The organism is Amycolatopsis sp. NPDC005232 (assembly GCF_040607795.1).
Taxonomy (GTDB): Bacteria; Actinomycetota; Actinomycetes; order Mycobacteriales; family Pseudonocardiaceae; genus Amycolatopsis.
In genome coordinates this window covers 19,589-45,467 of sequence record NZ_JBEXHL010000015.1, presented here as the reverse complement: position 1 = coordinate 45,467, position 25,879 = coordinate 19,589, and the positions used below count along the sequence as shown (strand labels likewise).

The window sequence follows — 25,879 nt, the reverse complement described above, 5'->3', positions numbered from 1 at the left end:
GATGGGAGTGCTGGACGGGTACCGCGTGGTCGACGTGTCGATCGCGATGGCCGGGCCGCTGGCCGCGATGCGGCTGGGCGACCTCGGCGCGGACGTGGTGAAGGTCGAGCCGCCGGGCGGCGAGTGGCAGCGCCACGCCCCGGCGGGCGGGGCGACCGGGGTGGCGGTGAACCCGTCGTTCCTGTCGCTGAACCGCAACAAGCGCAGCCTCGCGGTGGACCTCAAGGCGCCGGCCGGGCGCCGCGCCGTGCACGACCTGATCGCGACCGCGGACGTCGTGCTGCAGAACTACCGGCCGGGCGTGGCCCAGCGGCTCGGGCTGGACTACGAGACGGTGCGCGAGATCAACCCCGGCGTCGTGTACGTGTCGATCTCCGGCTACGGCGAGAGCGGGCCGTATGCGCGGCGGCCGGGGCAGGACCTGCTGCTGCAGGCCATGAGCGGCGCGATGTACAGCGTCGGGCGCGCTGTCGATCCGCCGCTGCCGGCGGGTACATACGCGATCGACGCGATCACGGCCTACAGCGCGTTCGAGGGTGCGCTGGCCGCGCTGCTGCACCGTGAGCGGACCGGTGAGGGCCAGTTGGTGACGGTGAACATGCTGGACGCGGCGATCGCGGTGCAGATGCAGGAGCTGTCGGTGTTCACCGTCGGCGGCGTGCCGCAGCGGCGGGGGAGCGAGGCGCACGGGCACACCTACATCAGGGCGCCGTACGGGGTCTTCGAGACGGCCGACGGGCACCTCGCGTTGGCGATGCCGCCGCTGCCCGCGCTGGCGGTCGCGCTGGACCTGCCCGAACTGTCCACGATGGACACCGAGGTGGACGGGCACGCGAAGCGCGATGAGATCACGGCGCTCGTGCGGGCGCGGCTGCCGCAGCGCTCGACCGACGACTGGCTCGCGCGGCTGCACGAGGCCGGGATCTGGGCCGGGCCGGTGTACTCCTACGCCGATCTGCTCGAAGATCCGCAGGTCGTCCACAACGGCTCGTTCGTGCGCTACGAGCACGCCACCGAGGGGCCGGTGACCACGCCGGGCTTTCCGTACGGGTTCAGCGCGACGCCGCCGTCGGTGCGCCGGGGCGCGCCGGTGACGGGGGAGCACAGCGGCGAGATCCTGCGCGAGCTGGGGTACGCGCCGGAGCGGATCGCCGGACTGGTGGACGACAAGGTGGTGCTCGCGCCGTGAAGGGGCTGACCTGGGACCACCCCCGCGGGTACGGCCCGCTGGACGAGCTGGCCCGCCGAGAGGGCGGTGTCGAGTGGGATCGCCAGCCGTTGGAGGGGTTCGAGTCCACGCCGATCGCGGCGCTGGCGGAGGAGTACGACCTGCTGGTGGTCGACCACCCGGGGCTCGGCGCGGCGGCCGGCCACCTCGTGCCGATGGAGGAGCTGCTGGACGCGGCCGAGCTGGCCGCGTGGCGGGCGGGGACGATCGGGGCGAGCTACGACTCCTACGTGCTCGACGGGCGGACGTGGGCGTTGCCGATCGACGCCGCCGCGCAGGTGTCGGTGGCGACGTTCGCCGACCAGCCGAAGACCTGGGACGACGTGCTTTCGCTGGCGCGCGAAGGCGGGGTCACGCCGTGCCTCGGCGGGCCGCACGCGTTGCTGATGTTCTTCTCGCTGTGTGTGGCCTACGGTGCGGAGCCGTTCACCAACGCGTCGGTGGGGGAGCGGGCGGTCGAGGTAATGGCCGAGCTGGTTGCGTCGGCGGATTCTTCGTTGTGGGGGCGGAACCCGATCGGAGTGCTCGCGGCGATGACCGACGGCCCCGTCCGGTACTGCCCTCTGGTGTACGGCTACACCGGCTATCCGCTGTTGTCGTTTCACGACGCCCCGGCCGGTCCGGCGGGGATCGGCAGCGTGCTCGGTGGCACCGGGATCGCCGTGTCCAGCCAGGCGCCTCCGGATGAGGCACGGGCGGTGGTGCGCCGGCTCATCGCGCCGGACGTGCAGACCGAAGTGTTTTCCGCACACGGTGGTCAGCCGGCCGACTGTCGCGTGTGGACTCGCCCCGGGTTCCACCACGACACGGCCGAGACTGTGGCGCGGGCGTGGGTGCGGCCCCGGGAACCGGGCTACGTCGGGTTCCAGACCGAGGCGTCACGGATTCTGCGCGACGGAATCGCCGGTCGTGAACCACGGGTCCACGACCGCGTCGTAGCCCGTTACCAGGAATGGAGGAAGGCATGACCACCGCACTTGTCACCGGCGCCGGCGGTGCGCTCGGCCGCGCCACCGTGCTGCGGCTGGCTTCCCAGGGCGAGTCCGTCGCCGCGCTCGACCGGGACGCCGACGCGCTGGCCGAGACGGCGCGCCTGGCCGGGTCGAAGGTGCTGCCGCTCGCCGTGGACCTGCGCGACGCCGACGCGCTGCGGGCCGCCGTCGAGCGGACGGCGGTCGAGCTCGGACCCGTCGGGGTGCTGGTCAACAACGCGGCCGTGTACCCGAGCCGGCCGTTCGTCGAGGTGGAGCTCGCCGAGTACGACGAGGTCCACGCCGTGAACCAGCGGGCGTACTGGGTCGCCGCGCAGGCCGTGGTGCCCGGAATGGTGGCCGCGGGTGGCGGCGCGATCGTGAACATCGCGTCGATCACGATGCACGGCGGCTGGCCCGACCTCGCCGCGTATGTGGCGACGAAGGGCGCGGCGGCCGCGTTGACGAAGGCGCTCGCGCGGGAGCTGGGGCCGCACGAGATCCGCGTGAACTGCGTGTCGCCGGGCGCGTTTCCCACTGCGGCGGAGGAGATCCACGAAAACCCGGAGGCGTACCGGGCGTTCGTGCTGGAGCGGCAAGCGCTCAAACGGCGGGGCCGGCCCGAGGAGCTGGCCGCGGTGGTGGCGTTCCTGACGGGCCCGGACGCGTCGTTCGTGACCGGGCAGACGATCGAGGTCAACGGTGGCTGGGTGATGACATGACCGACCTTTACGGACAAATGCACGACCGGCGCGAGCTGGCGGCTCGCGGTGGTGCGGGCGGAGTGCGGCTGGTGACGCTCGCGGACGGCGCCGAGCGCGGCGTGCGGGCGCTGGAGTTCCGCACGGGCAGCGGGCTGGCGTTCGAGGTGCTCGTCGACCGGGCGATGGACCTCGGCGCGGCCGAGCACGCGGGGCGCGCGTTCGGCTGGAACTCGCCCACCGGCGTGCGCCACCCCGGCCTGCACGAGCACGCCGACGAGGACGGCTTGTCGTGGCTGCGGTCGTTCACCGGATTGCTGGTCACGGGCGGCCTCGACCACACGCTGTTCGGCGGCTCGGTCGATTCGGCGGGCTACCGCTACCCGCCGCGCGAGACCGTGCGGCACGGGTTGCACGGCCGCGTCGCCAACATTCCGGCCCGTCTGCGCGGCTACGGCTCGACGTGGGAGGGCGACCGCTGCGTGCTGTGGGCCGAGGGGGAGGTGCGGCAGGCTGCGGTGTTCGGCGAGAACCTCACGCTGACGCGGCGGATCGAGGCCGACCTGGGCGGCAACGAGATCCGGCTGGTCGACACGGTGCACAACCCGGCGTTCGAGCCGATGCCGCACATGTTCCTTTACCACATCAACCTCGGCTGGCCGCTGCTCGACGAGGGCGCGCGGTTCGTCGCGCCGGTCGAGCGCACGGTGTGGCATTCGGACAGCGTGGCTTCGCAGGGGGTCGACCACCTGGTGTTCCCCGCGCCGATCCCCGGGTTCGTGGAGCAGGTGTACGAACACGAGCTGACGAGCGGCACCGCGGCGATCGTCAACGAGCGGCTCGGCCTCGCGGTGAGCGTGCACTGGTCTCAAGACGAGTTCCCGTGCTTCTTCGAGTGGCTCAACCTGCGGGCCGGCAACTACGCGGTGGGGCTGGAACCGTCGACGCACCACGTGGGCGGCGACGCGGCCGCGCGGGCGGACGGCAGCATGACGTGGCTGCAGCCGGGGGAGTCGCGCACCTACCGCACGGCTTTCCGCGTGGAGGAGCTCTGAACCACGTCGACGCCCACCACCACCTGTGGCACCCGGCGGCGCACCCGCAGCCGTGGCTCGACCAGCCCTCGCTCGCGCCGATCCGCCGCCCGTTCACTGTGCGCGACCTGCGCCTGGCGACGCTCGGCACCCGGGTCACGCGCACGGTGCTCGTGCAGGCCCTCGGCTCGGCGGTGGAGACGGAGCAGCTGCTGGCGCTGTCGGATCCGCTGGTGGCCGGCGTCGTCGGGTGGGCCGACCTGACGACGCCGGAGCTCGACTTGACCCGCTTCCGCGGCACGCGGCTGGTCGGCTTCCGCCACGGCGTGCAGTCCGAACCGGACCCGCGGTGGCTGTGCCGGCCGGACGTCCGCGCCGGCCTGCGCACCGCCGCCGCCGCGGGCCTGACGTTCGACCTGCTGATCCGTCCGGTCCAGTTCGACGCGGCGCTCGAAACCGTGCGGGCCGTGCCGGAGCTGATCTTCGTGCTCGACCACCTGGGCAAGCCGCCGATCGCGTCGGGGGAGGTGGAGCCGTGGGCTTCCCGGCTGCGCTTGCTGGCCCGTGAACCGAACGTCGTGGCCAAACTCTCAGGCCTGGTCACGGAAGCTTCGTGGCCACAGTGGACAGTCGCGGATCTGCGCCCGTACGCCGACGTCGCGCTGTCCTCGTTCGGCCCGTCGCGGCTGATGTACGGCTCGGACTGGCCGGTGTGCCTGCTCGCGGGCACCTACAGCCAGGTCCATTCCGCCGCCGACGCCCTCACCTCGCACCTGACGGCGGCCGAACGCTCTTGGGTGTTCGGTGGCACGGCGGAACGGGTCTACGCCCTGTCGCGTGTTGCACAATCACCGCCATGACCTCCCCGGACGAGGGCTACCTCCTCGACAACGCCCAACCGGAAGCGGGCTCGCGCTTCGACGCGCTCAGCTCGCTGTTCGACGCGTCGACGTTCCGGCACTTCGACGATCTCGGCGTCGCCCCGGGCTGGCGGTGCTGGGAAGTCGGCGCCGGCGGCCCCTCGGTGGTGACCTGGCTCGCCGACCGCGTCGGCCCCGGCGGCCACGTGCTCGCCACCGACCTCGACACCTCCTGGGCCGCCACCACCGCGAGCGACGTCGTGGAGATCCGCCGCCACGACATCGGCCTCGACGCACCCCCGCCCGGCGGCTTCGACCTCGTCCACGCCCGCCTGGTCCTGGTCCACGTGCCCGACCGCGAACGCGCCCTGCGCACCATGGTCGCCGCCCTGCGCCCCGGCGGCCGCCTGCTGCTCGAAGACGCCGACCCGACCCTGCAACCCCTGATCTGCCTCGACGAACACGGCCCGGACGAGGCGCTGGCCAACCGCCTCCGCCGGGCCTTCCGCGAGCTGCTCGCCTCGCGCGGCGCCGACCTCGCCTACGGCCGCACCCTCCCGCGCGTCCTGCGCGAAGCCGGCCTCACCGACGTCACCGCCGACGCGTACTTCCCGATCACCTCCCCGGCCTGCACCGCCCTGGAAGCCGCGACGGTCCGCCAGGTCCGCGACAGCCTGCTCACCGCCGGCCTGGCCACGGCCGCCGACATCGACCGCCACCTCGCCAACGTCACCTCGGGGCGCCTCGACCTGGCGACTTCCCCGATGATCTCGGCGTCGGGCCGGAAGCCGTAGGTCCTCAGCAGGAGCCACCCAGCGCCGCGACCAGATCCCGCAGGGCACGGTCGTAGTCGGGGCGGGCGAAGGTGAGCGTGCCGAAGCCGCGGTAGTCGTGGGCCGGGCGGTGGGATTGTTCGAAACCGGCCCAGGTGACCACGTCGTCGGCAACGGTGACGGCGGTCAGAAGCGGCCGGCAACCCCGGTGGCCGCCGGGGTGGCGCCCCCGCCCGAACCCGCCTGATCCTGGTCCGGCGACACGGGGCGTGGGGCGCGGCATCGACCGTGTCCGACTTGACATCCGTCCCAGGTCTTCAGAGACTCGTTCTGGAAATCGAACAGTGTTCAGCATTTCGAACACTGGCCAGAGCGAGCAAGAGGGGTGAATCGGTGAAACTGCCTGCTTTCGGCTACCACCGGGCCGAATCGCTGGGCGACGCGGTGGCGGTGCTGGCCGAGCACGGGCCGGACGCGCGGGTGCTCGGCGGTGGGCAGAGCCTCCTCCCGGTGATGGCGCTGCGCATGTCGAACCCTTCGGTACTCGTCGACATCACCACGGCGAAAGACCTGCAGGGCCACGCTTTCCGCGACACCGACGGCCTCGTCGTGTCGGCCGCGGTCACCACGCGCGCGCTCGAGACCGACCCCGAGACGCGCCGCCGCCACCCGCTGGTCGCCGAAAGCCTCGCGCAGGTCGGGCACCCCGAGATCCGCAACCGCGGCACGGTCTGCGGCTCGCTCGCCCACGCCGACCCCGCGGCTGAGCTGCCCGCGTTGCTGCTCGCGCTCGGCGGGTCCGTGCGCGTCGCCGGCGCCGGGCGGCGGCGCAGGATCGCCGCGCGCGACTTCTTCCTCGGCCCCTACCTGACCGCGCTGGACGACGGTGAGGTCGTCGCCGGAGCCGAACTGCCGCTCGTGCCCGCGACGGCCGGCTGGTCGATCCGCGAGATCACCCGCCGCAGCGGCGACTTCGCCCTCGTCGGCGTGATCTCCGTGCTGGACACCGATTCCGCCGGGCGCTGCACCGACGCGCGGATCGCCCTGTTCGGCATCGCCGGCGCGCCGCGCCGCGCCGGCGCCGCCGAGAAGATCCTGACCGGCGAGGTCCTCGACGACGCCGTGCTCGCCGAAGCCGCGGCGCGGGCGTTCGACGAGATCGACGTCGTCGGCGACATCCACGGTTCCGTGACCTACCGCCGCCGCGCGGGCACCCGGCTCGTCGCCCGCTCGCTCGCCGAAGCCGCCGCCCGTTGCCAGTCCGAAGTGGAGAGTGCCCGTGCTTGACGCCCACGAGCCGACGCAGGTTTCCCTCACGGTGAACGGGAAACCCGAGTCGGCGCGCACCACGCCGCGGACCACGCTCGCCGATTTCCTGCGCCACGACCTGGGCCTCACCGGCACGCACCTCGGCTGCGAGCACGGCGTCTGCGGCGCCTGCACCGTCCGGCTCGACGGCACGGCCGTGCGCAGCTGCCTCACCCTCGCCGTGCAGGCGCACGGATCCACAGTGGACACCGTCGAAGGCCTGGGCGAGACGGCCGGCGCCGAGGACGTGCTGCACCCGCTGCAGCAGAAGTTCTGGGAGCACCAGGCGCTGCAGTGCGGTTTCTGCACGCCGGGTTTCCTGATGGCCGCCGTCACCGCCGTCGAGGAGAACCCGGACCTCTCCCGCGACGAGATCCGCGAGCGGCTGTCCGGGAACCTGTGCCGCTGCACCGGCTACGCGCCGATCGTGACCGCGATCGCCGAATACGCCGAGCAGGTGCGGGAGGCGCGGGCGTGAGCATCACCGAAGGCTGGGTCGGCCGCCGCGTCAAGCGTGTCGAGGACCCGAAGATCCTGCTCGGCCGCGGCCGCTACGCCGACGACGTCACCCCGGCCCGCTGCCTGCACGCCGCGTTCGTCCGCGCCCCGGTCGCGCACGCGCTGATCACGGCGATCGACGTCGAGGCCGCTCGGCAGGCGCCGGGCGTGGTCGCCGTGTTCACCGCGGACGACTTCAACCCGATGTGCCGCTCGTGGAAGGGCCTGCTCGACTGGCCGGGCCTGGTCGGTGGCGACCAGCGGCCCCTGGCCACCGGCAAGATGCACTACGTCGGGGAGCCCGTGGTGATGGTCGTGGCCGAAAGCCGCGCCGTCGCGGAGGACGCGCTGGAGCTGATCACCCTCGACTACGAGGAGCTCGACCCGGTCGTCGACTCCATCGCCGCCCTCGACGCGTCGGCGGCGAAGGTGCACGACGAGCTGCCGTCCAACCTCGCCTTCGAAGGCACCTTCGGCACCGGCGACGTCGAAGCGGCCTTCGCCGAGGCCGCCGTGATCGTGGAGACCGGCATCAGCACCGCGCGTCACACGGCTGTCGCGCTGGAGCCCCGCGGCGTCGTCGCCGAGTTCGACCCGTCGGCGAAGTCGCTCACCGTGCGCCTGTCCACGCAGGCGCCGCACATGCTGCAGTCGGTGTTCGCCGAGCTGCTCGGCCTGCGCGAGAGCAACATCCGCGTGCTCACCGACGAGGTCGGCGGCGCGTTCGGGATGAAGGCGCACGTGTACTCCGACGAGGTCGCCACGTGCGCGGCCAGCATCCTGCTGCGCCGCCCGGTGAAGTGGATCCAGGACCGCGTCGAATCGCTGCAGTCGGACACACAGGCGCGCGACGAGCGGGTGTCCGCCGCGCTGGCCGTCGCGGCCGACGGCCGGATCCTCGGCCTGCGTTCGGAGGTCGTGAGCGACGGCGGCGCCTACTCCGTCTACCCGCGCAGCATGGTCACCGAAGGCATCCAGGTCGCCACGATCATGCCCGGCCCCTACCGGATCCCCGTCTACTCGGGACACTTGCGCGTCGCCATCACCAACAAAGCTCCGCTCGCGGTGTACCGCGGCGTCGGGCACCCCGTCGCCATCCTCGCGATGGAGACGCTGCTCGACGAGACCGCGCGCCGGCTCGGGCTCGACCCGGCGGAACTGCGCCGCCGCAACCTGATCGCGCCCGAGGAACTGCCTTACACCTCCGTGACCGGCCAGGTCTACGACAGCGGCTCCCACCAGGAGTCGCTGGAGAAGCTTCTCGCCATGCTCCCCTCGGGGCCGGACCTCGACAAGCGCAAGGCCGAAGCGCGCGAACGCGGGCGGCTGCTCGGTGTCGGGCTCGCGTGTTTCGTCGAGGTCACCGCGCCCGGCGTGATGTTCTACGGCAAGCGCGGCGCCCCGATCACCGCGCACGACCAGGTCGAGGTGCGGGTGGAGGCCGACGGTTCGGTCACCGTGCTGCTCGGCACGCCCGGCCAGGGCCAGGGCCTGCAGACGACGGCCGCGCAGGTCGTGGCCGACCACCTCGGGGTCTCGTTCGACCGCATCAGTGTGGTCAGCGGCGACACGGCGGTGGTGCCGCACGGCACGGGGGTGTGGGCCAGCCGTTCGGCCGTGGTCAGCAGTGGTGCCGCGGCTTCGGCCGCCCGCGAGGTGAAGGAACGGCTGCTCGCGATCGCCGGGCACCTGCTCGAGGTCGACCCGGCCGACCTCGAGATCGCCAACGGCGTGGTCCAGGTCGCGGGCGCGCCGAACGTCCACTTGGGAGTGGAAGAGCTCGCCGAGGTCGCGCACTTCCGCACCCACCGCCTGCCGCCGGAGCTGAGGATCGGGCTGTCGGTGGTGGGGGAGTACAGCGGTCCCAACGTCACCTTCAACAACGGCGCCCACGCCGCGGTCGTCGAGATCGAAGAGGACAGCGGGCTCGTGCACATCGTCGACTACGCGTGCGTCGAGGACTGCGGGGTGCTCATCAACCCCGAGATCGTGGACGGGCAGATCCGCGGCGGCGTCGCGCAGGGCATCGGCGGGGCGTTGTTCGAGCGGCTGTACTACGACGAGAACGGCCAGCTGCTCACCTCGACCCTGCTCGACTACCTCATGCCGACCGGCCCGGAGCTGCCGGACGTACGCATCACCCACCTCGAGACGCCGAGCCCGATCACCATGCTGGGCGTGAAAGGCGCTGGTGAAGCCGGGGCCGCCGGCGCGCCCGCGGCGGTGCACAACGCCGTGAACGACGCGCTCGCCCCGCTGGGCGCGCGGGTGTGGCACGAGCCGATCACCCCCGAACGCGTTGTGCGGGCCGTTGACGAAGCCGCCGGCCACCGCTGGCCCGAACCACCCGACACCCCACCCGTACCGGCCCTCCCGCACCTCGGCTCGACTGTCGAGAAAGGACACTTGTGAACACCATCCAGCACTTCGTCGGCGGCGCCTTCGTCCAGGACGAACCGCCCGCGTGGGCCGACGTGCACGACCCCGCCCGGGGCAGCGTCGCGGGCCGGGTCGCGCTCGGCGACGCCGGTGCCGTGGACCACGCCGTGAAGGTCGCACTCGACGCGCAGTCCGCTTGGGCCGAGGAGTCCCTCGGCGTGCGCCAGCAGGTTTTGCTGGAGTTCATCCGGCTGGTCGAGCGCTCGCGTGACGAGCTGGCCGAGCTCGTGACCGGCGAACACGGCAAGACGCTCGCCGACGCCCGTGCGGAGGTCAACGCGGGCCTGGACGTCGCGAAGTTCGCCGCCGGGATCCCGCACCTGCTCAAGGGGGACTTCAGCGAGAACGTCTCCCGCGGTGTCGACACGTACTCGATCCGCCAGCCGCTCGGGGTCGTCGCCGGCATCACGCCGTTCAACTTCCCCGTGATGGTTCCCATGTGGATGTTCCCGATCGCCGTCGCGTGCGGGAACGCCTTTGTGCTCAAGCCGAGCGAGAAGGACCCCTCGGCGTCGAACCGCCTGGCCGAGCTGGCGCTCGAGGCCGGGCTGCCTGCCGGCGTGCTCAACGTCGTGCACGGCAGCGCCCCGGCCGTCGACGCGCTGCTGGCCCACCCGGACGTCGCCGCGGTGAGCTTCGTCGGGTCGACGCCGGTGGCCCGGCACGTCTACGAGACCGCGGCCAAGCACGGCAAGCGGGTGCAGGCCCTCGGCGGCGCGAAGAACCACCTCGTGGTGCTGCCGGACGCCGACCTCGACGCGGCCGCCGACGCCCTCGTCTCCGCCGCCTACGGTTCGGCGGGGGAGCGGTGCATGGCGATCTCGGTCGCGGTGGCCGTCGGCGGGGTCGGTGACGCGCTGCGCGATCGTCTGGTGGAACGCATCGGCCGGCTGTCCACTGCGGACGGTCACGACGAGGGCGCCGACATGGGCCCGCTCGTCACCGCCGACCACCTGTGCCGCGTGACCGGATACGTGCAGGCCGGCGCCGACGCGGGCGCGGACCTCGTGGTCGACGGCCGCGACGTGCGTGTTCCGGGGCGGGAGAACGGGTTCTTCCTCGCGCCGACGCTGCTCGACCACGTGCGCCCGGACATGACCGTGTACACCGACGAGATTTTCGGCCCGGTGCTGTCGATGCTGCGCGTCGACACTCTGGAGGAGGCCGTCGGGCTGATCAACGGCGGCGAGTACGGCAACGGCGTCTCCCTGTTCACCCGCGACGGCGTCGCCGCGCGCAAGTTCCAGCACACCGTGCAGGCCGGCATGGTCGGGCTCAACGTGCCCATTCCCGTGCCGATCCCGTACTTCCCGTTCGGTGGCTGGAAGCACTCGCTCTTCGGCGACTCGGGCCAGTACGGCGAGGACGGCATCCGATTCTTCACACGCCGCAAGGTCGTCACGAGCCGGTGGGCGCCTTCGGCGGGTTCCCGTGTCGACATGCGGTTCCCGGCCTAGGGGGCGTTCGTGCGACTGGAGAACACCTTCACCGTCGGCCTGCCGCCCGCGCAGGCGTGGGTTGTGCTCACCGATCCGCGGCGGGTCGCGCCGTGCATGCCCGGCGTGCACTTGGACGAGGTCGACGGCGACGACGTTCGCGGCGGCCTGCGCGTGAAGGTCGGGCCGATCGCCGCCGAGTACTCCGGCTTGGCGCAGTTCCGCGAACGCGACGAGGACGCGGGGGTCGTGGTCGTGGCGGCGTCGGGGCGTGAGGTGCGCGGCCGCGGTTCGGCTTCGGCGACGGTGACGCTGCGGCTGGTGCCGGCCCCGGAAGGCACGCGGGTCGACCTGGCCACGGAGCTCGCGCTGACGGGACGGCTGGCGCAGTTCGGGCGTGGTGTGCTGGGCGAGGTCACGGGGCGGCTGGTCGACGAGTTCGCGCGGGCGCTGGCGGACGAGGTGGCCGGATCGCGGGCTCAGGCTGCGGAAGTGCCTCAGGCCGCGGTGTCGGGCGTGGCAGCGGTGCCGGCAGCCGAGCCGGTGGTGGAGGTCGTCGATCTGGCGGCCCAGGAGTGGCCGGACGACGAACCGGTGGGCGCTGCTCGGTCGGCAGAGCCCGCCGGTGAGGCTCCGGTCGTGAGTGTCGGCGGTGGCCGGCCGAGCCCGGAGGACCGGCCGCACACTCGCAACGCGGACACCGTCGTCCTGCGGGCCATCGCCATTCCGGTTGTCAAGCGCGTGGTCCCGGCAGTGGCCGCCGTCATCGCCGCGATCGTGCTCGCCCGCCGGTGGCGCCGATGACAGAATCTCCCGCGATGACCAGTTCCCCTTCCTCGGCGGGCTTGCCGGTTCCTTCGGTCGCCCGCGCCGCGTACGTGCTCGACGCGCTCGCGGCCGCCCCCGACGGGCTGCCGCTCAGCGAGCTCGCGCGGGCCATCGGCGCGCCCAAGAGCAGCTGCCTCGCCGTGTGCACGACACTGGTCACCACCGGGCTGCTCACGCGCACCCCGGGTGGGCACTACCGGCTCGGCTGGAAGGTCGTCCCGCTCGGGCGGGCCTACCTCGCGAAGTCCGGGTTCGTGCTGGAGTTCCGGCGCGTCGACCAGGAACTGGGCCTGCTGCCCGAGGACACGATCGTGCTGTCGCTGCTGGACGGACGCCACGTCGTCTACGTCGAGACGCGGCCGGGATTGCGGACGCTCGCGATGTCCTACGAGATCGGCCTGCGCCTGCCCGCCCACTGCACGGCGAGCGGCAAGTCGCTGCTCGCGTCGCTGGCCGACGACGAGATCGCCGGCCGCTACGCCGACGGCCGCTTCGAAACCCTGACCCCGCACAGCATTTCGCGGATGCCGCAGCTGATGGCGGAGATCGAGAGCACCCGCGCGCACGGTTACGCCGTCGACGACGAGGAGACCGCGCCGGGCATGATGTGCGTGGGCGCAGCCGTCGCCGGGCGCGGCGGGCAGCCCGTCGGCGCGCTGTCGGTGAGCATGGTCAAGTCCACTGTGGACGACGAGCGGCTGAAGCAGTCGACGTCCGCGATCCTCCGCCTGAGCACCGCCATCACCGAGCGTCTCGGCGGGCTGTAATGATTGCCCCGGCTCCGCCGGGGCGTGCGAGATCGCCTTTGAGCCGGCTTCTGGAGTGAGCGGTGCGATCTCGCCCTTGGGTGGCACGATGGCGCCGGAGAGGGGGGACGATGGCGACGGAAGAAGAACTGGACGCGCTCGCCGCCGGCGACTCGCGCGAGTGGCTGGCGTTCGACGAGTCCGAGCGACGCTGGTCCTGACGCCACGGCGAGGACCACCGGCGGGCCTTGCCGTGGCGTCAGCTGAGTCGTGTCCAGCTCGCCGAGGCGGTCTGCCACGCCGTCGGGTACGTCCGGGAGCCGGGCGTGCGCCGGCTGCGGAGCAGTGACGACCCGGAAGCGTTGCCCTGCTGCTGGTGCGCTGCGTCGACTGGGTGCCCCAGGTTCGGGAGATCGCCCGCGCGGCGGTGCTCGACTTGTTCTCGCAGGCGGACCTGGCACCCTGCTGCCGCTGGTCGTCGCACTGAGCCGGCGGGCCGTGGACGGCTGGGTGGACGAGCACCTGCTGCAGCCGACGCTGCGCTCGCCCGAGCTCCTCGACCTCGCGCTCGCGTCGCCGGACCTGCGGACCCGCCGGACGGTCCACGAGTCGGCCCTGCACGCCGGGCTGCTCTCCGACGAGCGGCCGGCTTCGATCGCGGTCCACGACCACGACGACGTGATCCGCACCCGTTTCGGCCACCTCCTGCTCGACCGCGGCGACCCCCGGTACGTGCTGCACCTGCTCGACGGCGGCGCACCCAAGGTGCGCGTGCGGGCGTTGCAGCTGCTGGGAGTGGAGACCGCCCGGGAACGGCTGGCGGAGAGCTCGTCGCTGGTGCGGTCCATGGCGCAGGCCTTGGTGCTGCGCTCGGGCGGCGACCCGGCGGCGTACTACCGGGACGCGCTGCGGTCGGGTGCCGTCACGCGAGCGACCGTGGCCGGCCTCGGCCAGACGGGCACGCCCGACGACGTCGACCTGCTGCGGGCGCAGTTCGCCGACGACCGGCCCCGGGTACGCGTCGCCGCGGTTCGTGGCCTGCGCCGGCTGCTGGCGAACCCCTCGGATCCGCGAGCCGCTCTCTACGGCCGCGAGCCGCTTGCCGACCCTTCGCCCGGCGTGGTCCGCGAGGCGGCCGCGCTGCTCGACGGCCGCCTTGGCCAGGCGGACCTCCCGCTCCTGCTCGACCTGGCGGACGCGTCGCACCCCCTCCACGTCCGCCGCGGGGCGCTCACTTTGCTGCGTGGGTTGAGCCGGTGGTCCCGGCTCGCGACCGACCTGGGGCTGCTCAGCGTCCCCGGCGAGCCGTTGGCCGACGCAGCCCGCCGCGACCTGGACGAGTGGCGCCAGGACGGCTCCAGCGCGTTCACCCGGCCGTCGCCCGACCTGGCGGCGCGGATCGGCGAGCTGCTGGCCGAGCTGGAGCCCCAGCTCGGCCCTGCGGTGACCGGGGAACTGCGGAACCGCGCCCAGGTGTGACGGCTGTCCGTCCGAAGTGGACAGCCGGCACGTCCGGCCACACAAGCCCGTCACGGCTGAGGCGCGTCGCCTACCTGTCACGCCCAGCCGTCACACCCACCCGGGCAGGTCGCTCACGGCCGTGATCGTCTCGACGGCGTCCACGTCCACCGCCTGCATCGCTTCTTCCGGCACTCGCGCGCGAGCCGGGAAGACGACCGGCGGGGCGGGTTTGGTGGCGTCGACGATCACGGCGGAGGAGCGTTGCGGGGTGCGCCCGCCCGCTTCGTCGTAGGACCAGTTGGTGGGCAGCAGGCCGCCGGGTCCGTTCCAGCGGGGGATGATCTGCAGGTCCTGCGACGCGTCGAAGCGGGTGCCGATGGCCCAGGCGACTTCGCGTTCGTCGTAGACGTCGATGTCGTCGTCGACGATGACGATGGCGCGCAGGTTCTCCGGCTCGGTGTTGAGGGCGGCGAAGGCGGCGCGCGTCGGGTCGGTGTCGGAGTTCTTGCGGATCGACAGGTAGCAGTGCATGCGGGCGTGCAGCGGGATGTTGACCGCGCGCAGGCCCGGCACCTTCTGCTGCACGGCCTCGTGGATGCTGGCGATGCGAGGCAGTGCGCCCATGAGCCGGTGTTCGCGGCCGGAGGCCTGGATGTCCTGGAAGATCGCGTCGCGGCGCATGGTGATGGCGTCGACCTCGATGACGGGTTTGCGGCCGCCGCCGACGTAGTGGCCGGGCCATTCGGCGAACGGGCCTTCCTCCTCGAGCTCGTCGGGCAGGATGTGGCCCTCGATGACGATCTCGGCGTGCGCGGGCACGGGGATTCCGGACGTCACAGTGGGGACGGTGGCGACCGATTCGCCCAGGTAGGCGCCGGCGGCGTCGTACTCGCCGCCGATGCCCGGGACCCGCGACACCGCGCCCATGAGGAACGCCGGGTGGTGCCCGATCACCAGCGCGATCGGGGTGGGCTCGCCGCGTTCGGCGTAGCGGCGGTGGATGGTGCCGCCGTCGTGGGAGCCGAAGAACCACACCCCGAGGCGCCGCGGGCCGTAGATGTGGTGGCGGTAGATGCCGGCGTTGATCGCGCCCGACTCCGGGTCGCGCGTCACGCCGACGGCGGCGGTGAGGAACGGGCCGCCGTCCAGCTCGTTGTGGGTGGGGATCGGCAGGCGGGTGAGGTCGGCGTCCGCACCGCGCCACACCACCTCCTGCACCGGCGCCGCGCCCTCGAACTCGACCGGCGGGTGCGCGGCCCGGCCCTGGCCCGCGACCGACGAACGCACGAGCGTCTCGGCCTCGACCCCGAGGGCCAATGCCATCCGCTCGTGTGTCGCGACGAGGTTGGTCAGGCACCGCAGCTCGCTGCCGGCGACGTCGCTGAACAGCAACGCCGGGTAGTCGCCGCGCTTGTCGTACCACGCTCCGTAGGCGGTGACACCGAACCGCGGGTCCACCTGCTTCGACACGTGCTTGACCTCGCCCGCACCGGTCGAGACCACCTCCGCGAGAAACGACCGCAGATCCTTCGTCACCGTGAGCCTCCCAAAAGACGTCAGACGTCTGACGCACTATAGGAAGACAGCTCCGGCCTCGACAAGGTGTCCCACCACCTGGTCAGCAGATGCTGTCGCTCGGCCGCGGGTTGACCAGCCCGAACAACGGCCGCAGCCGCAGGCCGACCCAGGTGCCGCCCAGGGCGAACAGGCCCCACAGCCAGCCGTGCAGGCTGCCGGTGGAGATGCCGGCGAGGTACGCGCCGATGTTGCACCCGCCGGCGAGCCGCGCGCCGATGCCCATCAGAATGCCGCCGAGCACGGCCGCCACCGCGGTGCGCCACGGGATTTCCGCCCGGATCCTCCACGTGCCGGCCGCCGAGGCCGCGACGGCCGCACCGAGGATGATGCCGAGGTCGGTGAGGCTCGTCTTGTCCGTCCAGATCGGGCCGGCGAGCGCCTTGGCGTTGGTGCTCGTCTGCCAGAACTCCCACGTCTCGGGGTGCAGGCCGACGAGCTGCAGCAGCTTCGCGCCCCACAGCGTGAACGCGAACGTGACACCCCACGTCGAGCCCGACACGAGGACGACCGCCGCCGCGAGCACGCCGAGCACGACGGCGCCGACGAGTAGCGGCCACGAACCCCGCAGCACGCGCGCGAAGCCGTGCGCGGTCGGGACGGGTTCGACCGGGGGCGGCGTGCGCCGCGCCTGCACGAGCCGGGTCACCACCACGACCACAGCGAGCGCGGCCAGGGTGATCGCCCAGGAACCGGCCCAGCCGACGTGGTCGGCGAGCAGGAACCCGGAGACCTGCGGCCAGCCGGTGAACACGGGGTAGGCCCAGCTGTAGAGCACCGAGCCCGCGATGAACCCGCCGAGCGTGAGCACGATCGTCGACTGGCCCGCGCCGACGGCGAACAGCGTGCCGGACGCGCACGCGCCGCCCAGCTGCATGCCGATCGCGAACACCGCCGCGCCGACGAACAACGGCAGGCCGATCGGCCCCGCGGTGAGCTTCGGCGTGGCACCGAACAACCCGGCGCCGGTGCCCGCGATGAGGGCGATGAGCGTGGTGGCCGTGCCGAGCAGCAGCGCGTGGGCCCGCAGGCCGGAACCGTTGCCGACGGCGATCAGCTGCCGCCACGCGGAGGTGAACCCGAAGCGGGAGTGGAACAACGCGACGCCGAGGGCGAGGCCCAGCACGAGCAGGATGCCGTACTTGCCGCCGTAGGTCGCCCAGACGTACCAGCTCAGCGCGACGCCGAGTACGGCGGCGACGGCCAGCGGCACCACGCGCACGGGCTCTTCTGGCGCGGCCCGGGGCGCCTCGCACGACGTCGGCGACGACAGCAGGAACTGGCTCGCCGGCAGGGGTTTCTTCACGGACATGGGAACTCCAGGGTCGAGGGGGACCGGCCACGGCGGCGGGCGAGCCGCCGTGGCCGCGGGGATCAGCCCCAGGAGGGCAGCAGCTTGCCCGGTAGGCCGCCGAGCGACTGGACGAGGCCGAGCGGCGGGACGCCGAGCGGGGCGAACGTCCAGATGTTGTTCAGGTCGCTCGTGTCGGGCTCGTCGACGACGACCACACCGGGCGTGTCACTGGTGGACGCCAGGGCGGGACCGGACGCGACGAGCGTGGCGGCGCCGGCGAACGCGGCGATCGCGGTGGCGCGGGCGAGGGTCTTCTTCATCGGGATTCCTTTCGGCAGAAGGTTTTCAGGACACGGTGGTGATGAGGCCGAACACCGGGGCGAGCAGGCCGACCGGCTGCCCCAGCGGTCCGAGCACGCCGCCGAGGTCGACGCCGGGCACCGCCCACACGGCGGGTTCCGCGTCGGCGACGCCGGCACCGAGGCCGGTGAACACCGCGGCCGCGGCGAGGGTGAGCAGGATCCTGCGTTTCATGGGGTTTCTCCTTGTCTCGGGGATTTCTGCGGGTTCAGCGAAGGACCGCGGAGATCGGCACGACGGTCCCGTCGGGGACCCACTGGCCGGCGTAGTCGCGGTCCATCACCATGCCGGGGGCGTGGGGCTCCCCGGGGTCCATCGGCATCGCGTTGACCTGCGCCGACGCGTAGATCTGCACCTCGCCGGTCGCCGCCGCGGGGCCGAGCCACCGCGCGAACCCGCCGACGGTCGGGCTCTCGCCGCCGAACTCGTCGCCGACCGCGATGGCGTAGGCCAGGGCCGTGGGGTCTCGTGGGTCGAAGCGCAGGGGCAGCGACGAGCTGGCGACCGCGTTCACGAGCGGGGCGTTGAGCAGCCACGGCGCCAGGTACAGGCCGTACTGGTAGGTCGGGCGGCTCTGCTGGGCTTGCTTGGCCTGCGTCAGCGCGCGGTAACCACCGGCCCAGCCGGCCACGACGACCAGCGCGGTGTCCGGTCCCGGTTCGGCCTGGACGCCCAAACCGTGGCGGGCGGCGGTGTCCCGCACGAGCCGGGACGCTGCCCGGCCGCGGGGCGATGTGTCGTCGACGAGCGTGAGCGCGGCGGGTTTGCGGGCAGCCAGGAAGTCCACCAGTTTCACCAGCGCGCCACTGTCTTCAGGGGACAGTGCGTCGGCCGGGCACGAGGTGAGCACGTCACGGCGGCCCGCGACGAGCCCGCCGAGTGCCGCGGACGCGCATTCCGGTGAGTCAGCCGTGACACCCGGGCCGGGCTCGGTGCCGGCGTCGACCTCGACGGCCGTGGTCGCGTCACCGCGGCGGATCCGCAGGTCGCTGCGCCCGGGCGGCAGGACGACGTCGGCCCACGTACCCTCGGCGCCGGGCCACGCGAGGGACTGGACAACGGAGCCGTCCGAGGCGGTCACCGCGAGGTCGGCGCCGGCACTGGCCGGGAAGTGGACCAGGTTGTGGCCCGGGCGCTGCGGGCTGACCAGGACCGGGTAGCCACCGGCGTCGGCGAGCAGCGGTACACCGGGCACGGGCAGCGGGGGAGGGGCCGGGATCGCCGCGAGCGTGGCCCACGCCAGGAACGCGAGCGCCACGCCGACCGCGCCGAAGCGGTACGTGCGGCCGGTGTCGCGCCGCAGCACCACGGCCAGCACCGTCACGACCAGGGGCAGCACCACGACGAGCAGGACCGTGAGGCCGAACAACGTGGTGTCGAGCCGCCGGTCGAACCCGGGGCCGGACAGCGCGAGCTCGACCCCGCCGGCCAGAACCAGGAGTCCGCCGAGGGTGAGGGACAGCGGTCCGGGCCTGATGGCGGTGGGCCGCCACTGCCCGTCCGACGAGGCGCTGAGCAGGGCGAACCCGAACCAGACGGTGGCGCCCGCCACGTACCCGAGGTCCGCCGCGAACCCGAGGCCCGAGCGGCCGGCCGACGTCTCGAGCACGACCAGCCCGACGAGCGCGACCGACGCCCACCGTCCGAACCGCGGCCGGCTCACCAGCAGCGGCACGGCGAGCGCGAGCAGGACGTGTACGGCGAGCGCGATCGGGTTGATCGGCACGGCGAAGAACGAGCCGACGGCCAGGAGCGCCGACGCGCCGCCGAGTCCGAAAAGGACAATACGCGGCCGTCGGCTGGGTGAGCCGGCCAGCGGAACGAGCAGGCCTGCGCCGGCGAGGAAGGCGGTGGTGAGCAGCAACGCGAGCCGCAGCACTAGCGCCAGCACGTCCACTCCGGACGAACCGGTGGCGGCCGTGAGGTCGTGGTGATCCATCGTGGACCTTCCGGGGAGGTCCGGTGCCGGGCCACCGAAGCGGCCCGGCACCGGAGGGGTCACTTGACGTCGGCGTCCGCGGCCACGAACAGCTCCGAGTGCGGCTTGGCGTTGCCGAAGTCGCCGTGGGGCCAGGACTTGCGGTTGAAGTTGATCCCGACCTGGCCGGTGAACTCGTCGCGGAAGTTCGGGTCCACGGAGATCTTCCCGTCCGGGCCGAGGTTCAGCAGGTTGACCTTGTGGTCACCGTCCAAACCGGACCGGGCGACGAAGTAGTTCGACACCGCGAGGTGCTGCGGCTGCGTCGTCTCGTGGTAAAACCCGTCGCTGCCGAGCGCGAGGTTGTCGTAGGCGCCCCAGTGTGGGCCGGCGCCCGGCGTGCCGGGGTTGATCGGCGCCGCGCCGACGACCGTCGGCAGGTCACCGCCGCCGCCCTGCTGCGCCTTGGCCTTCGTGTCCACGCGGCCCTGGATGTCCTCGATCCGGTCGCCGGCGTTGACCAGCTTCCGGATGTCGAGCACGTAGACGCCGCCGGTGGTGCCGGGGTCGTCCGCGCCGAGCGTGCCCTTCTGCCGCCCGACGATCGCGCGGTAGAGGTACTTGTCGTCCGGGCTGGTCTGGATCCAGCCGCCGTTGGAGCTGGCGCCGTTGGCGTCGTTGCCCGGGTAGATGGCCTTGTTGGCGGCCCCGTCGTCGAACACCTCGATCCAATGCGGATCCTTCGCCGTGATGTCCGGCGTGTAGAACACCGCTCCACCCTGCATGGTCTGGGCGAAGGCGCCCTTGTGGCCCGCCACGTTCGTCACCGTGGTCTCCATGACCGCGCGGCTTTCCGAGTGCAGCGGGTCGGCCGGGTCGGCGCGCGGGCCGTCCGGCAGGTAGGAGACCGCCTTGAGCTTCGGATGGTTGCGGTCGGAGATGTCCCACGTGCGCACGGTCGGGCGCCGCAGGTACGGCGACGGCTGCTTCACCGGGTCGAGGATGATGTTGCGCGGTTCGGCGTAGTCGCTGGTGACCAACGTGTTCAGGTCCTCGCGGGCCTGCACGCCGTGCGGGTTGGCGCACGTCGGTTTCCCGAGCTGCGGGAGGTTGTCGCACAGCTTGGGGTTGTCGCCTTGCGGTGTCGCGGCCGGGTTCTGCGACAGGACCTGCGCGTTCTGGTCGAAGTGCACGACCTCGCCGGGGCTGCCGGCGAACCCGTTGCCGGTCTGCGTGCTGCCGTCCTGGTAGGTGTACGGCCCGGGCACGACCGGCCCGCCCATGTAGGTGCCGTACGCCGTGCCGTCCTTGAGTACCCAGTACGCGTCGGGCACCGAACCGCCGAGTGTCTGTGTCGGCAGGCTGACGCCCTTGAGTTTCAGCTGTGGCAAGGAACTCACATCGAACGCATACGTCGCCGCGGCGAACAGCGCGCCCGCGTAGATCGTGTCGCCCTTGTGCCACACGTACTGCATGTGGTGCGGCTCGTTCTCGACGAGCGGGCCGACCGTCGCGGTGTTCACGACCTTGCCGTACGACGGCGAGCCCTGCGTCGCGTCGATCACAGCGAGGAAATCGGGACCAGGCAAGGCGTTCTTCACCTTGTTGAGGCCGCCGCCGAGTGTGCCCGGCAGGTTCTTGACGTCCTTCACCGCGGTGTCGGCGATGTTCTCATCACCGGCCCATACGAGCAGCCACTTCTTCGGTGTGCCCGACTTCGCGGCGAGATCCTTGGACACCAGGTGGTTCTGCACCCAGTACTGCTTGCCGTCGGCCGCGGTCTTGCTGTCGGTGAACACCTGGACATCCGCGTACGCACTCGTGCTCGCCCCGGTGTAGGTGACCGCCGCGATCGCCAACGCGGTGGCCATCGACCCCGTCACCACCTTCCGCCAACGCGGACTGGATCGCATGCACGTTCTCCTTGTTCGTCGTTCTCGCGCCCGTTTTCCGGGCAGGACAAAGACACCGTCGGTGCGGTGCTGGTTCTTCGAACCCGGGCGGCTTACTCGTTCCGAAACGCCACGGGTTCGGACATGCGCGAAATAGTTGCGCCATTCAGACCAACCGTCAATACGGTGATCAATCCCTGAGACGCCGCCGTATCGGGTGAATCCCCGGCGACGACGTCTGCCCAGCTGAGCAGGTCTGTGTCACCCGACCGTGTGACTGGAACAAAACAGAAGAGGCCCGGCCGAGGAACGGCCGGGCCTCTTGGACTGCGGAGGCGGTTACGCCTTTTCGTCGACGTCGTGCGCCGAGATCAGGGTCTCCTCGATCTTGGCGATGGCGAAGCCCCATGCCTGGCCGACAGTGGGCTTCGGCGGGATCACGATCTCTTCGGCATTGGTGACGACGTCGAGCAGCACCGGGCCGGGGTGGGCCAGCGCGTCGCGGACTCCGGCGTCGACCTGGCCGGGGTGCTCGATGCGGACGGCGTGGATGCCGCAGGCCCGGGCGACGCCGGCGAGGTCCGGGTTCTTGAGCACGGTGCCGAACTCGGGGATGCCGCCCTGTTCCTGCTCGAGCTTGACCATGCCGAGGCGGGAGTTGTCGAACACGAAGATCTTCACCGGCAGTTCGTAGGCCGCGACCGTGAGCAGTTCGCCCATGAGCATGGTGAGGCCGCCGTCACCGCAGAACGCGATGGTCTGGCGAGCCGGGTCGAGCTGGGCGGCACCGAGGGCGTGGGGCAGGGCGTTGGCCATGGAGCCCAGGTTGTACGACCCGAGCAGCTGCCGGTTTCCGTGCAGGGTCACAAAACGGGCGAGCCACACCGTCGACATGCCAGTGTCGGAGGTGAACACCGCGTCGGCGTCGGCGTGGCGATCGATAGCCGCCGCGAGCACCTCGGGGCGGATGGCGCGCTCGCGGTTGTCGAACTGCCTGCGCACGCGGCCGGTGACGGTGGAGTCGTAGCCGGGGTCGGCGAGGTGGCGCTGGCGGTCGCGCCAGCTCGTGTAGCGCTCGCGGGACGCGGTGAGGTGCGCGCGCGAGGGCTTCGCCTCCAGCAGCGGCAGCAGCGCGGCCAGCGTGGTGCGGGCGTCGCCGACGAGCGCGTGGTCCACGTGCACGCGGCGGCCGATGCGTTCACCCTCGTGGTCGATCTGCACCACCGTCTTGCCCTTCGGGTACCAGTCTCGGTACGGGAAGTCGGTGCCCACCATCAGCAGCACGTCGCCGTGGCTCAGCGCGTGCTGCGCCGCGGGGTTGCCGATCAGGCCGGTTTGCCCGACCTGGTAGTCGTTGTCCCGTTCGAGGGTTTCCTTGCCCTTGAGGGTCAGGACCATCGGCGCCGCAAGGGTTTCCGCCGTCGCCAGCACCTCGTCGCGGGCCGGGCGGGCGCCGGAGCCGACCAGCATGGTCACGGTGTCCGCGCCGTTGATCACGGCCGCCACCTCGGCGAGCGCCCCGGCCTCCGGGGTCACCGGCGGGTGCTGGCTCACGAACCGCGGTTCCTGCGTGCCGTGCGGCAGCTCGCGGGCCGCGATGTCGCCCGGCAGGGTGAGCACGGCCACCCCGTTGCGCGCGTACGCCGCGTTCACCGCCAGCTCCAGCAGATACGGGAACTGGGCCGGGTCGGTGATCGTGCGGGAGAACACCGACACGTCGCGGAACACGGCGTCGTTGTCCACTTCCTGGTGGTAGTCGCTGCCCATTTCGGCACTGGGCACCTGGCCGCAGATCGCGAGCACGGGGGTGTGGGACTTCTTCGCGTCGTAGAGGCCGTTGAGCAGGTGCAGCGAGCCCGGCCCGACGGTGCCCATGCACACGCCGATCCGGCCGGTGAGCTGCGACTGCGCGCCCGCGGCGAATGCGCCCGCCTCCTCGTGCCGGACTCCGATCCACCGGATGCGGGGCTCCTGGCGCAGCGCGTCGGTGATCGGGTTCAGCGCGTCGCCGACCACGCCCCACATCGCGGACACGCCGTGGTCGGCCAGGCTTTGCACGAGCATCTTCCCGACAGTGGTCATCGGTGTCCTCTCAGCGGTACTCGGGGTTGGGATGGGTGAAATCGAACCGCTCGCCCTCGTCCCAGGCCGCTCGCTGGTTTCCGTACGCGGGGATTCCGCCCGCGTCCTTCAGCATTTTCGCCAGGTGCATGAGGTTCCACGTCATGAACGTGGTGTTGCGGTTCGTGAAGTCGTTCTCCGGCCCGCCCGACTCCGGGTCCAGGTAGGACGGACCCGGGCCGATCGGCCCGAGCCAGCCGGCGTCGGCCTGCGGCGGGATCGTGTAACCGAGGTGCTGGAGGCTGTAGAGCACGTTCATCGCGCAGTGCTTCACCCCGTCCTCGTTGCCGGTGAGCAGGCAGCCACCGACGCGTCCGTAGTAAGCGTACTGGCCGGCGTCGTTGAGCAGGTGTGAACACGCATAGAGCCGTTCGATGACCTTCTTCATTTCGGACGAGTTGTCCCCGAGCCAGATCGGTCCACACAGGACCAGGATGTCGGCGGCCAGCACCTTCTCGTACAGCGCCGGCCATTCGTCGCTCGCCCAGCCGCGCTCGGTCATGTCGGGGTACACCCCGACGGCGATGTCGTGGTCGATCGTCCGGATCACCTCGACCTCGACGCCCTCGCGCCGCATGAGCTCCGCGCTCACCCGCAGGAGTCCTTCGGTGTTGCTCGGCTCCGGCGAGCGCTTCAGCGTGCTGTTGAAGAACACGGCGCGCAGGCCGTCGAATCGGGGACTCACAGGCACTCCAGGGTTCGGTGGGCGGTGGACCTCACCCTAGGGAGCAGCACGCGGAGTCACCATTATCGGGACGTTACGGCGGTTCTTACGGAAGTGTTGTGGCCGGTTTCGCCGGCCGGTGCAGAGACTTACGGCCGGCGCTGTTCGATCGAGAAGCCGAGCTTCCCCAGTACCGCCACCGCGCCCGTTTTGCCGCCTTCGAAGTCGCCGGGGGCGAGGCGCTCGCCGGTGGCGAGCTCGTACGCCGTACCGAGCAGGGCCTTGTGCGGGTACCGCTTGCCGTTCCACACCAGCTCGTAGGTGCGCGACGGGCCGAACCCGTGCGCCGCGAAGAACGCCTCCGCCCCGAGCCGGTCGTACTCCTGCGCGGCGCGCACCACGTCCGCCTCGCTCACGCGGCTCCACGACACCATCTCTGCCGGACCTCCCGGGCTGGGCGACACGTCGCGGCCCAGCGTGGGGCCGGCGGGGGGTGCTTCGCATCGGGGAACTCCCCGGTGGGCGCCCACCGGGCGACTACGGACGCGCCGGCCGTTTCGTCACCACCAGCAGCGCGACGTCGTCGTGGGCCGGGTTCGTGCCGACGAGCGCGGCCATCACGCGGGCGCACACGGCTTCCGGGTCGCCCGTGGTCATGGCGGTGGTCAGTTTGCGGAAGCCGTCGTCGAGGTCGGCGTCGCGGCGTTCGACGAGGCCGTCGGTGTAGAAGCCGAGCGTGCACTCCGGCGGCAGCGCGACCACGGTGTCGCGCCGGTCGGCGGGTGGCAGGCCCAGGCCCACGGGCAGGTCCGGCGGGACGTCCAGCAGGCGCGCGGGGGAGCCGGGCGTGGCCAGCACGGGCGGCGGGTGCCCGGCGAGGGACAGCACGAGGGTTTCGCGGTCCGGCGGCACCACGGCGTACGCGACGGTCGCCATGATGCCTTCCTCGAAGTGGTTCATCTTGCGGCTCAGTTTGCCGAGCGCCTCCGCGGGACTCGCCGCGTCGAGCGCGTAGGCGCGCAACGCACTGCGCAGCCGGCCCATCACCACGGCGGCGCCGAGGCCGTGGCCGGCGACGTCGCCCATGACGATGCCGAGGCGGTCGCCGGGGAGCGGGAACACGTCGTACCAGTCGCCGCCGACGGCGAAGTCCGCGCCGGGCACGTAGCGGGAGGCGAAGTCCAGGCCCGGCACCGAGGCGATGCGCGCCGGCAGGAGACTTCGCTGCAGCGCCGTCGCGGCCGCGCGGTCTTCGCTCGCGGCCTCGGCCACCATCGTCAACGCGAGGCGGGCCGCGGCGATGCGCAGGAGCTCGATGTCCTCCGCGCCGAACGAACGCTTCACTGTGGACCCGATGTGCAGCACGCCCACGAGCTCGTCGCGGGCGAGCATCGGCACACCGAGGAGCACTTTGAGACCGCGTTCCCACAGCAGTGCGTTGACCACGGTCGACTCGTCGACGTGGTCGATCAGCACCGGCGCGCGCTGCGCCGCGACCCGCCCGGCGAACCCGGCTCCGACCGACACCCGCACGCCCTGGAAGACCTCTTCCTCGATGCCCGCCGACGCGATCGCGGTGAGCTGTCCGGCGGCCTCGTCGTAGCGCAGCACGGTTGCGGTGTCGACGTCGAACAGCTCGCGGACGCGCTCCAGCAGCGTGCGCAGCAGCGGCTCCAGCTCGAGCCGGCCGAGGGCGGCGTCGCTGATCGACTCCAGCCGGTGCAGCCGGTCCCGGGCGCCGGGTTCGACAGGCATCGGACCAGGCTACTGGG

The 25,879-nt window shown here is 72.0% G+C and carries 24 protein-coding genes; 13 read left to right on the top strand and 11 right to left on the bottom strand.

The annotated features are described in order from the left end of the window. The first annotated feature begins 1 nt into the window (after position 1). From ABZU76_RS27020 to ABZU76_RS26995, 6 genes are read left to right on the top strand one after another with little or no spacing between them, the layout of a single operon-like run. A complete protein-coding gene (locus ABZU76_RS27020; protein ID WP_354874300.1) occupies positions 2–1,189 on the top strand; it encodes a CoA transferase in 1,188 nt (395 codons plus the stop codon). Next, a complete protein-coding gene (locus tag ABZU76_RS27015; protein WP_354874298.1) occupies positions 1,186–2,196 on the top strand; it encodes a hypothetical protein in 1,011 nt (336 codons plus the stop codon). Before ABZU76_RS27020 ends, ABZU76_RS27015 begins: the two co-directional genes overlap by 4 nt. Further along, positions 2,193–2,921 carry an SDR family oxidoreductase gene (locus tag ABZU76_RS27010; RefSeq protein WP_354874296.1) on the top strand — a complete coding sequence of 243 codons (729 nt, stop codon included), beginning with the start codon at positions 2,193–2,195 and terminating at the stop codon, positions 2,919–2,921. Before ABZU76_RS27015 ends, ABZU76_RS27010 begins: the two co-directional genes overlap by 4 nt. Next, a complete protein-coding gene (locus ABZU76_RS27005) occupies positions 2,918–3,955 on the top strand; it encodes an aldose 1-epimerase family protein (protein WP_354874294.1) in 1,038 nt (345 codons plus the stop codon). The genes ABZU76_RS27010 and ABZU76_RS27005 overlap by 4 nt, the downstream gene beginning before the upstream one ends. Continuing rightward, positions 3,895–4,794 carry an amidohydrolase family protein gene (locus ABZU76_RS27000; RefSeq protein ID WP_354874292.1) on the top strand — a complete coding sequence of 300 codons (900 nt, stop codon included), beginning with the start codon at positions 3,895–3,897 and terminating at the stop codon, positions 4,792–4,794. The genes ABZU76_RS27005 and ABZU76_RS27000 overlap by 61 nt, the downstream gene beginning before the upstream one ends. Continuing rightward, the gene (locus ABZU76_RS26995; RefSeq protein ID WP_354874290.1) at positions 4,791–5,588 is read left to right on the top strand and encodes a methyltransferase domain-containing protein; all 798 of its coding nucleotides are present in this window, start codon (positions 4,791–4,793) and stop codon (positions 5,586–5,588) included. The genes ABZU76_RS27000 and ABZU76_RS26995 overlap by 4 nt, the downstream gene beginning before the upstream one ends. 4 nt (positions 5,589–5,592) lie before the next feature. On the opposite strand, the gene ABZU76_RS26990 is transcribed toward ABZU76_RS26995, so the two are convergent. Next, a complete protein-coding gene (locus tag ABZU76_RS26990) occupies positions 5,593–5,730 on the bottom strand; it encodes a hypothetical protein (RefSeq protein ID WP_354874288.1) in 138 nt (45 codons plus the stop codon). A 230-nt stretch (positions 5,731–5,960) separates the two neighbouring features. Here ABZU76_RS26990 and ABZU76_RS26985 point away from each other — a divergent pair, with 230 nt between their 5' ends. From ABZU76_RS26985 to ABZU76_RS26955, 7 genes are all read left to right on the top strand, one after another. Further along, entirely contained in the window at positions 5,961–6,854 is an 894-nt protein-coding gene (locus ABZU76_RS26985) for an FAD binding domain-containing protein (protein WP_354874286.1), read from the top strand. Continuing rightward, the gene (locus ABZU76_RS26980; protein ID WP_354874284.1) at positions 6,847–7,353 is read left to right on the top strand and encodes a (2Fe-2S)-binding protein; all 507 of its coding nucleotides are present in this window, start codon (positions 6,847–6,849) and stop codon (positions 7,351–7,353) included. The genes ABZU76_RS26985 and ABZU76_RS26980 overlap by 8 nt, the downstream gene beginning before the upstream one ends. Beyond that, positions 7,350–9,785, top strand: coding sequence for a xanthine dehydrogenase family protein molybdopterin-binding subunit (locus ABZU76_RS26975; RefSeq protein ID WP_354874282.1), 2,436 nt, complete (start codon positions 7,350–7,352; stop codon positions 9,783–9,785). The genes ABZU76_RS26980 and ABZU76_RS26975 overlap by 4 nt, the downstream gene beginning before the upstream one ends. A gap of 5 nt (positions 9,786–9,790) precedes the next feature. Further along, positions 9,791–11,269, top strand: a complete 1,479-nt coding sequence (locus tag ABZU76_RS26970) for a CoA-acylating methylmalonate-semialdehyde dehydrogenase (RefSeq protein ID WP_354874707.1) — start codon at positions 9,791–9,793, stop codon at positions 11,267–11,269. 9 nt (positions 11,270–11,278) lie between these two features. Further along, on the top strand, positions 11,279–12,052 hold the full coding sequence (locus tag ABZU76_RS26965) for an SRPBCC family protein (protein WP_354874280.1): 774 nt from the start codon (positions 11,279–11,281) through the stop codon (positions 12,050–12,052). A 14-nt stretch (positions 12,053–12,066) separates the two neighbouring features. After that, positions 12,067–12,843, top strand: coding sequence for an IclR family transcriptional regulator (locus ABZU76_RS26960; protein ID WP_354874278.1), 777 nt, complete (start codon positions 12,067–12,069; stop codon positions 12,841–12,843). A gap of 477 nt (positions 12,844–13,320) precedes the next feature. Continuing rightward, positions 13,321–14,301: a HEAT repeat domain-containing protein gene (locus ABZU76_RS26955; protein ID WP_354874276.1), complete on the top strand. Its 981-nt coding sequence runs from the start codon at positions 13,321–13,323 to the stop codon at positions 14,299–14,301. A 90-nt stretch (positions 14,302–14,391) separates the two neighbouring features. On the opposite strand, the gene ABZU76_RS26950 is transcribed toward ABZU76_RS26955, so the two are convergent. The 10 genes from ABZU76_RS26950 to ABZU76_RS26905 form a co-directional block, all read right to left on the bottom strand. After that, positions 14,392–15,819, bottom strand: coding sequence for a UbiD family decarboxylase (locus tag ABZU76_RS26950; protein WP_220239523.1), 1,428 nt, complete (start codon positions 15,817–15,819; stop codon positions 14,392–14,394). Between the two features lie 82 nt (positions 15,820–15,901). Continuing rightward, on the bottom strand, positions 15,902–17,170 hold the full coding sequence (locus ABZU76_RS26945) for a YeeE/YedE family protein (RefSeq protein WP_354874274.1): 1,269 nt from the start codon (positions 17,168–17,170) through the stop codon (positions 15,902–15,904). 62 nt (positions 17,171–17,232) lie between these two features. Next, positions 17,233–17,472, bottom strand: coding sequence for a hypothetical protein (locus ABZU76_RS26940; protein ID WP_354874272.1), 240 nt, complete (start codon positions 17,470–17,472; stop codon positions 17,233–17,235). A 25-nt stretch (positions 17,473–17,497) separates the two neighbouring features. Beyond that, positions 17,498–17,686: a hypothetical protein gene (locus tag ABZU76_RS26935; protein ID WP_354874270.1), complete on the bottom strand. Its 189-nt coding sequence runs from the start codon at positions 17,684–17,686 to the stop codon at positions 17,498–17,500. Positions 17,687–17,720: 34 nt separating this feature from the next. Continuing rightward, positions 17,721–19,451: a hypothetical protein gene (locus tag ABZU76_RS26930; protein ID WP_354874268.1), complete on the bottom strand. Its 1,731-nt coding sequence runs from the start codon at positions 19,449–19,451 to the stop codon at positions 17,721–17,723. Between the two features lie 59 nt (positions 19,452–19,510). Beyond that, positions 19,511–21,301 (bottom strand): hypothetical protein, encoded by a 1,791-nt coding sequence (locus tag ABZU76_RS26925; RefSeq protein WP_354874705.1) that lies wholly within the window; start codon positions 21,299–21,301, stop codon positions 19,511–19,513. A gap of 360 nt (positions 21,302–21,661) precedes the next feature. After that, positions 21,662–23,404, bottom strand: coding sequence for a thiamine pyrophosphate-dependent enzyme (locus tag ABZU76_RS26920; RefSeq protein ID WP_354874266.1), 1,743 nt, complete (start codon positions 23,402–23,404; stop codon positions 21,662–21,664). A gap of 10 nt (positions 23,405–23,414) precedes the next feature. Next, positions 23,415–24,128, bottom strand: coding sequence for a flavodoxin family protein (locus ABZU76_RS26915; protein ID WP_354874264.1), 714 nt, complete (start codon positions 24,126–24,128; stop codon positions 23,415–23,417). Between the two features lie 128 nt (positions 24,129–24,256). Further along, entirely contained in the window at positions 24,257–24,523 is a 267-nt protein-coding gene (locus ABZU76_RS26910) for a hypothetical protein (protein ID WP_354874263.1), read from the bottom strand. A gap of 121 nt (positions 24,524–24,644) precedes the next feature. After that, positions 24,645–25,862 carry a GAF domain-containing SpoIIE family protein phosphatase gene (locus ABZU76_RS26905; RefSeq protein WP_354874261.1) on the bottom strand — a complete coding sequence of 406 codons (1,218 nt, stop codon included), beginning with the start codon at positions 25,860–25,862 and terminating at the stop codon, positions 24,645–24,647. Positions 25,863–25,879: the final 17 nt, after the last annotated feature.

Bases quoted from the DNA above. Each gene is read 5' to 3' on its own strand.
- ABZU76_RS26930 (WP_354874268.1), bottom strand. From the start codon at position 19,451: ATGGATCACCACGACCTCACGGCCGCCACCGGTTCGTCCGGAGTGGAC.
- ABZU76_RS26945 (WP_354874274.1), bottom strand. From the start codon at position 17,170: ATGTCCGTGAAGAAACCCCTGCCGGCGAGCCAGTTCCTGCTGTCGTCG.
- ABZU76_RS26935 (WP_354874270.1), bottom strand. From the start codon at position 17,686: ATGAAACGCAGGATCCTGCTCACCCTCGCCGCGGCCGCGGTGTTCACC.
- ABZU76_RS26960 (WP_354874278.1), top strand. From the start codon at position 12,067: ATGACCAGTTCCCCTTCCTCGGCGGGCTTGCCGGTTCCTTCGGTCGCC.
- ABZU76_RS27020 (WP_354874300.1), top strand. From the start codon at position 2: ATGGGAGTGCTGGACGGGTACCGCGTGGTCGACGTGTCGATCGCGATG.
- ABZU76_RS26995 (WP_354874290.1), top strand. From the start codon at position 4,791: ATGACCTCCCCGGACGAGGGCTACCTCCTCGACAACGCCCAACCGGAA.
- ABZU76_RS26940 (WP_354874272.1), bottom strand. From the start codon at position 17,472: ATGAAGAAGACCCTCGCCCGCGCCACCGCGATCGCCGCGTTCGCCGGC.
- ABZU76_RS26905 (WP_354874261.1), bottom strand. From the start codon at position 25,862: ATGCCTGTCGAACCCGGCGCCCGGGACCGGCTGCACCGGCTGGAGTCG.
- ABZU76_RS26920 (WP_354874266.1), bottom strand. From the start codon at position 23,404: ATGACCACTGTCGGGAAGATGCTCGTGCAAAGCCTGGCCGACCACGGC.
- ABZU76_RS27005 (WP_354874294.1), top strand. From the start codon at position 2,918: ATGACCGACCTTTACGGACAAATGCACGACCGGCGCGAGCTGGCGGCT.
- ABZU76_RS26925 (WP_354874705.1), bottom strand. From the start codon at position 21,301: ATGGCCACCGCGTTGGCGATCGCGGCGGTCACCTACACCGGGGCGAGC.
- ABZU76_RS27010 (WP_354874296.1), top strand. From the start codon at position 2,193: ATGACCACCGCACTTGTCACCGGCGCCGGCGGTGCGCTCGGCCGCGCC.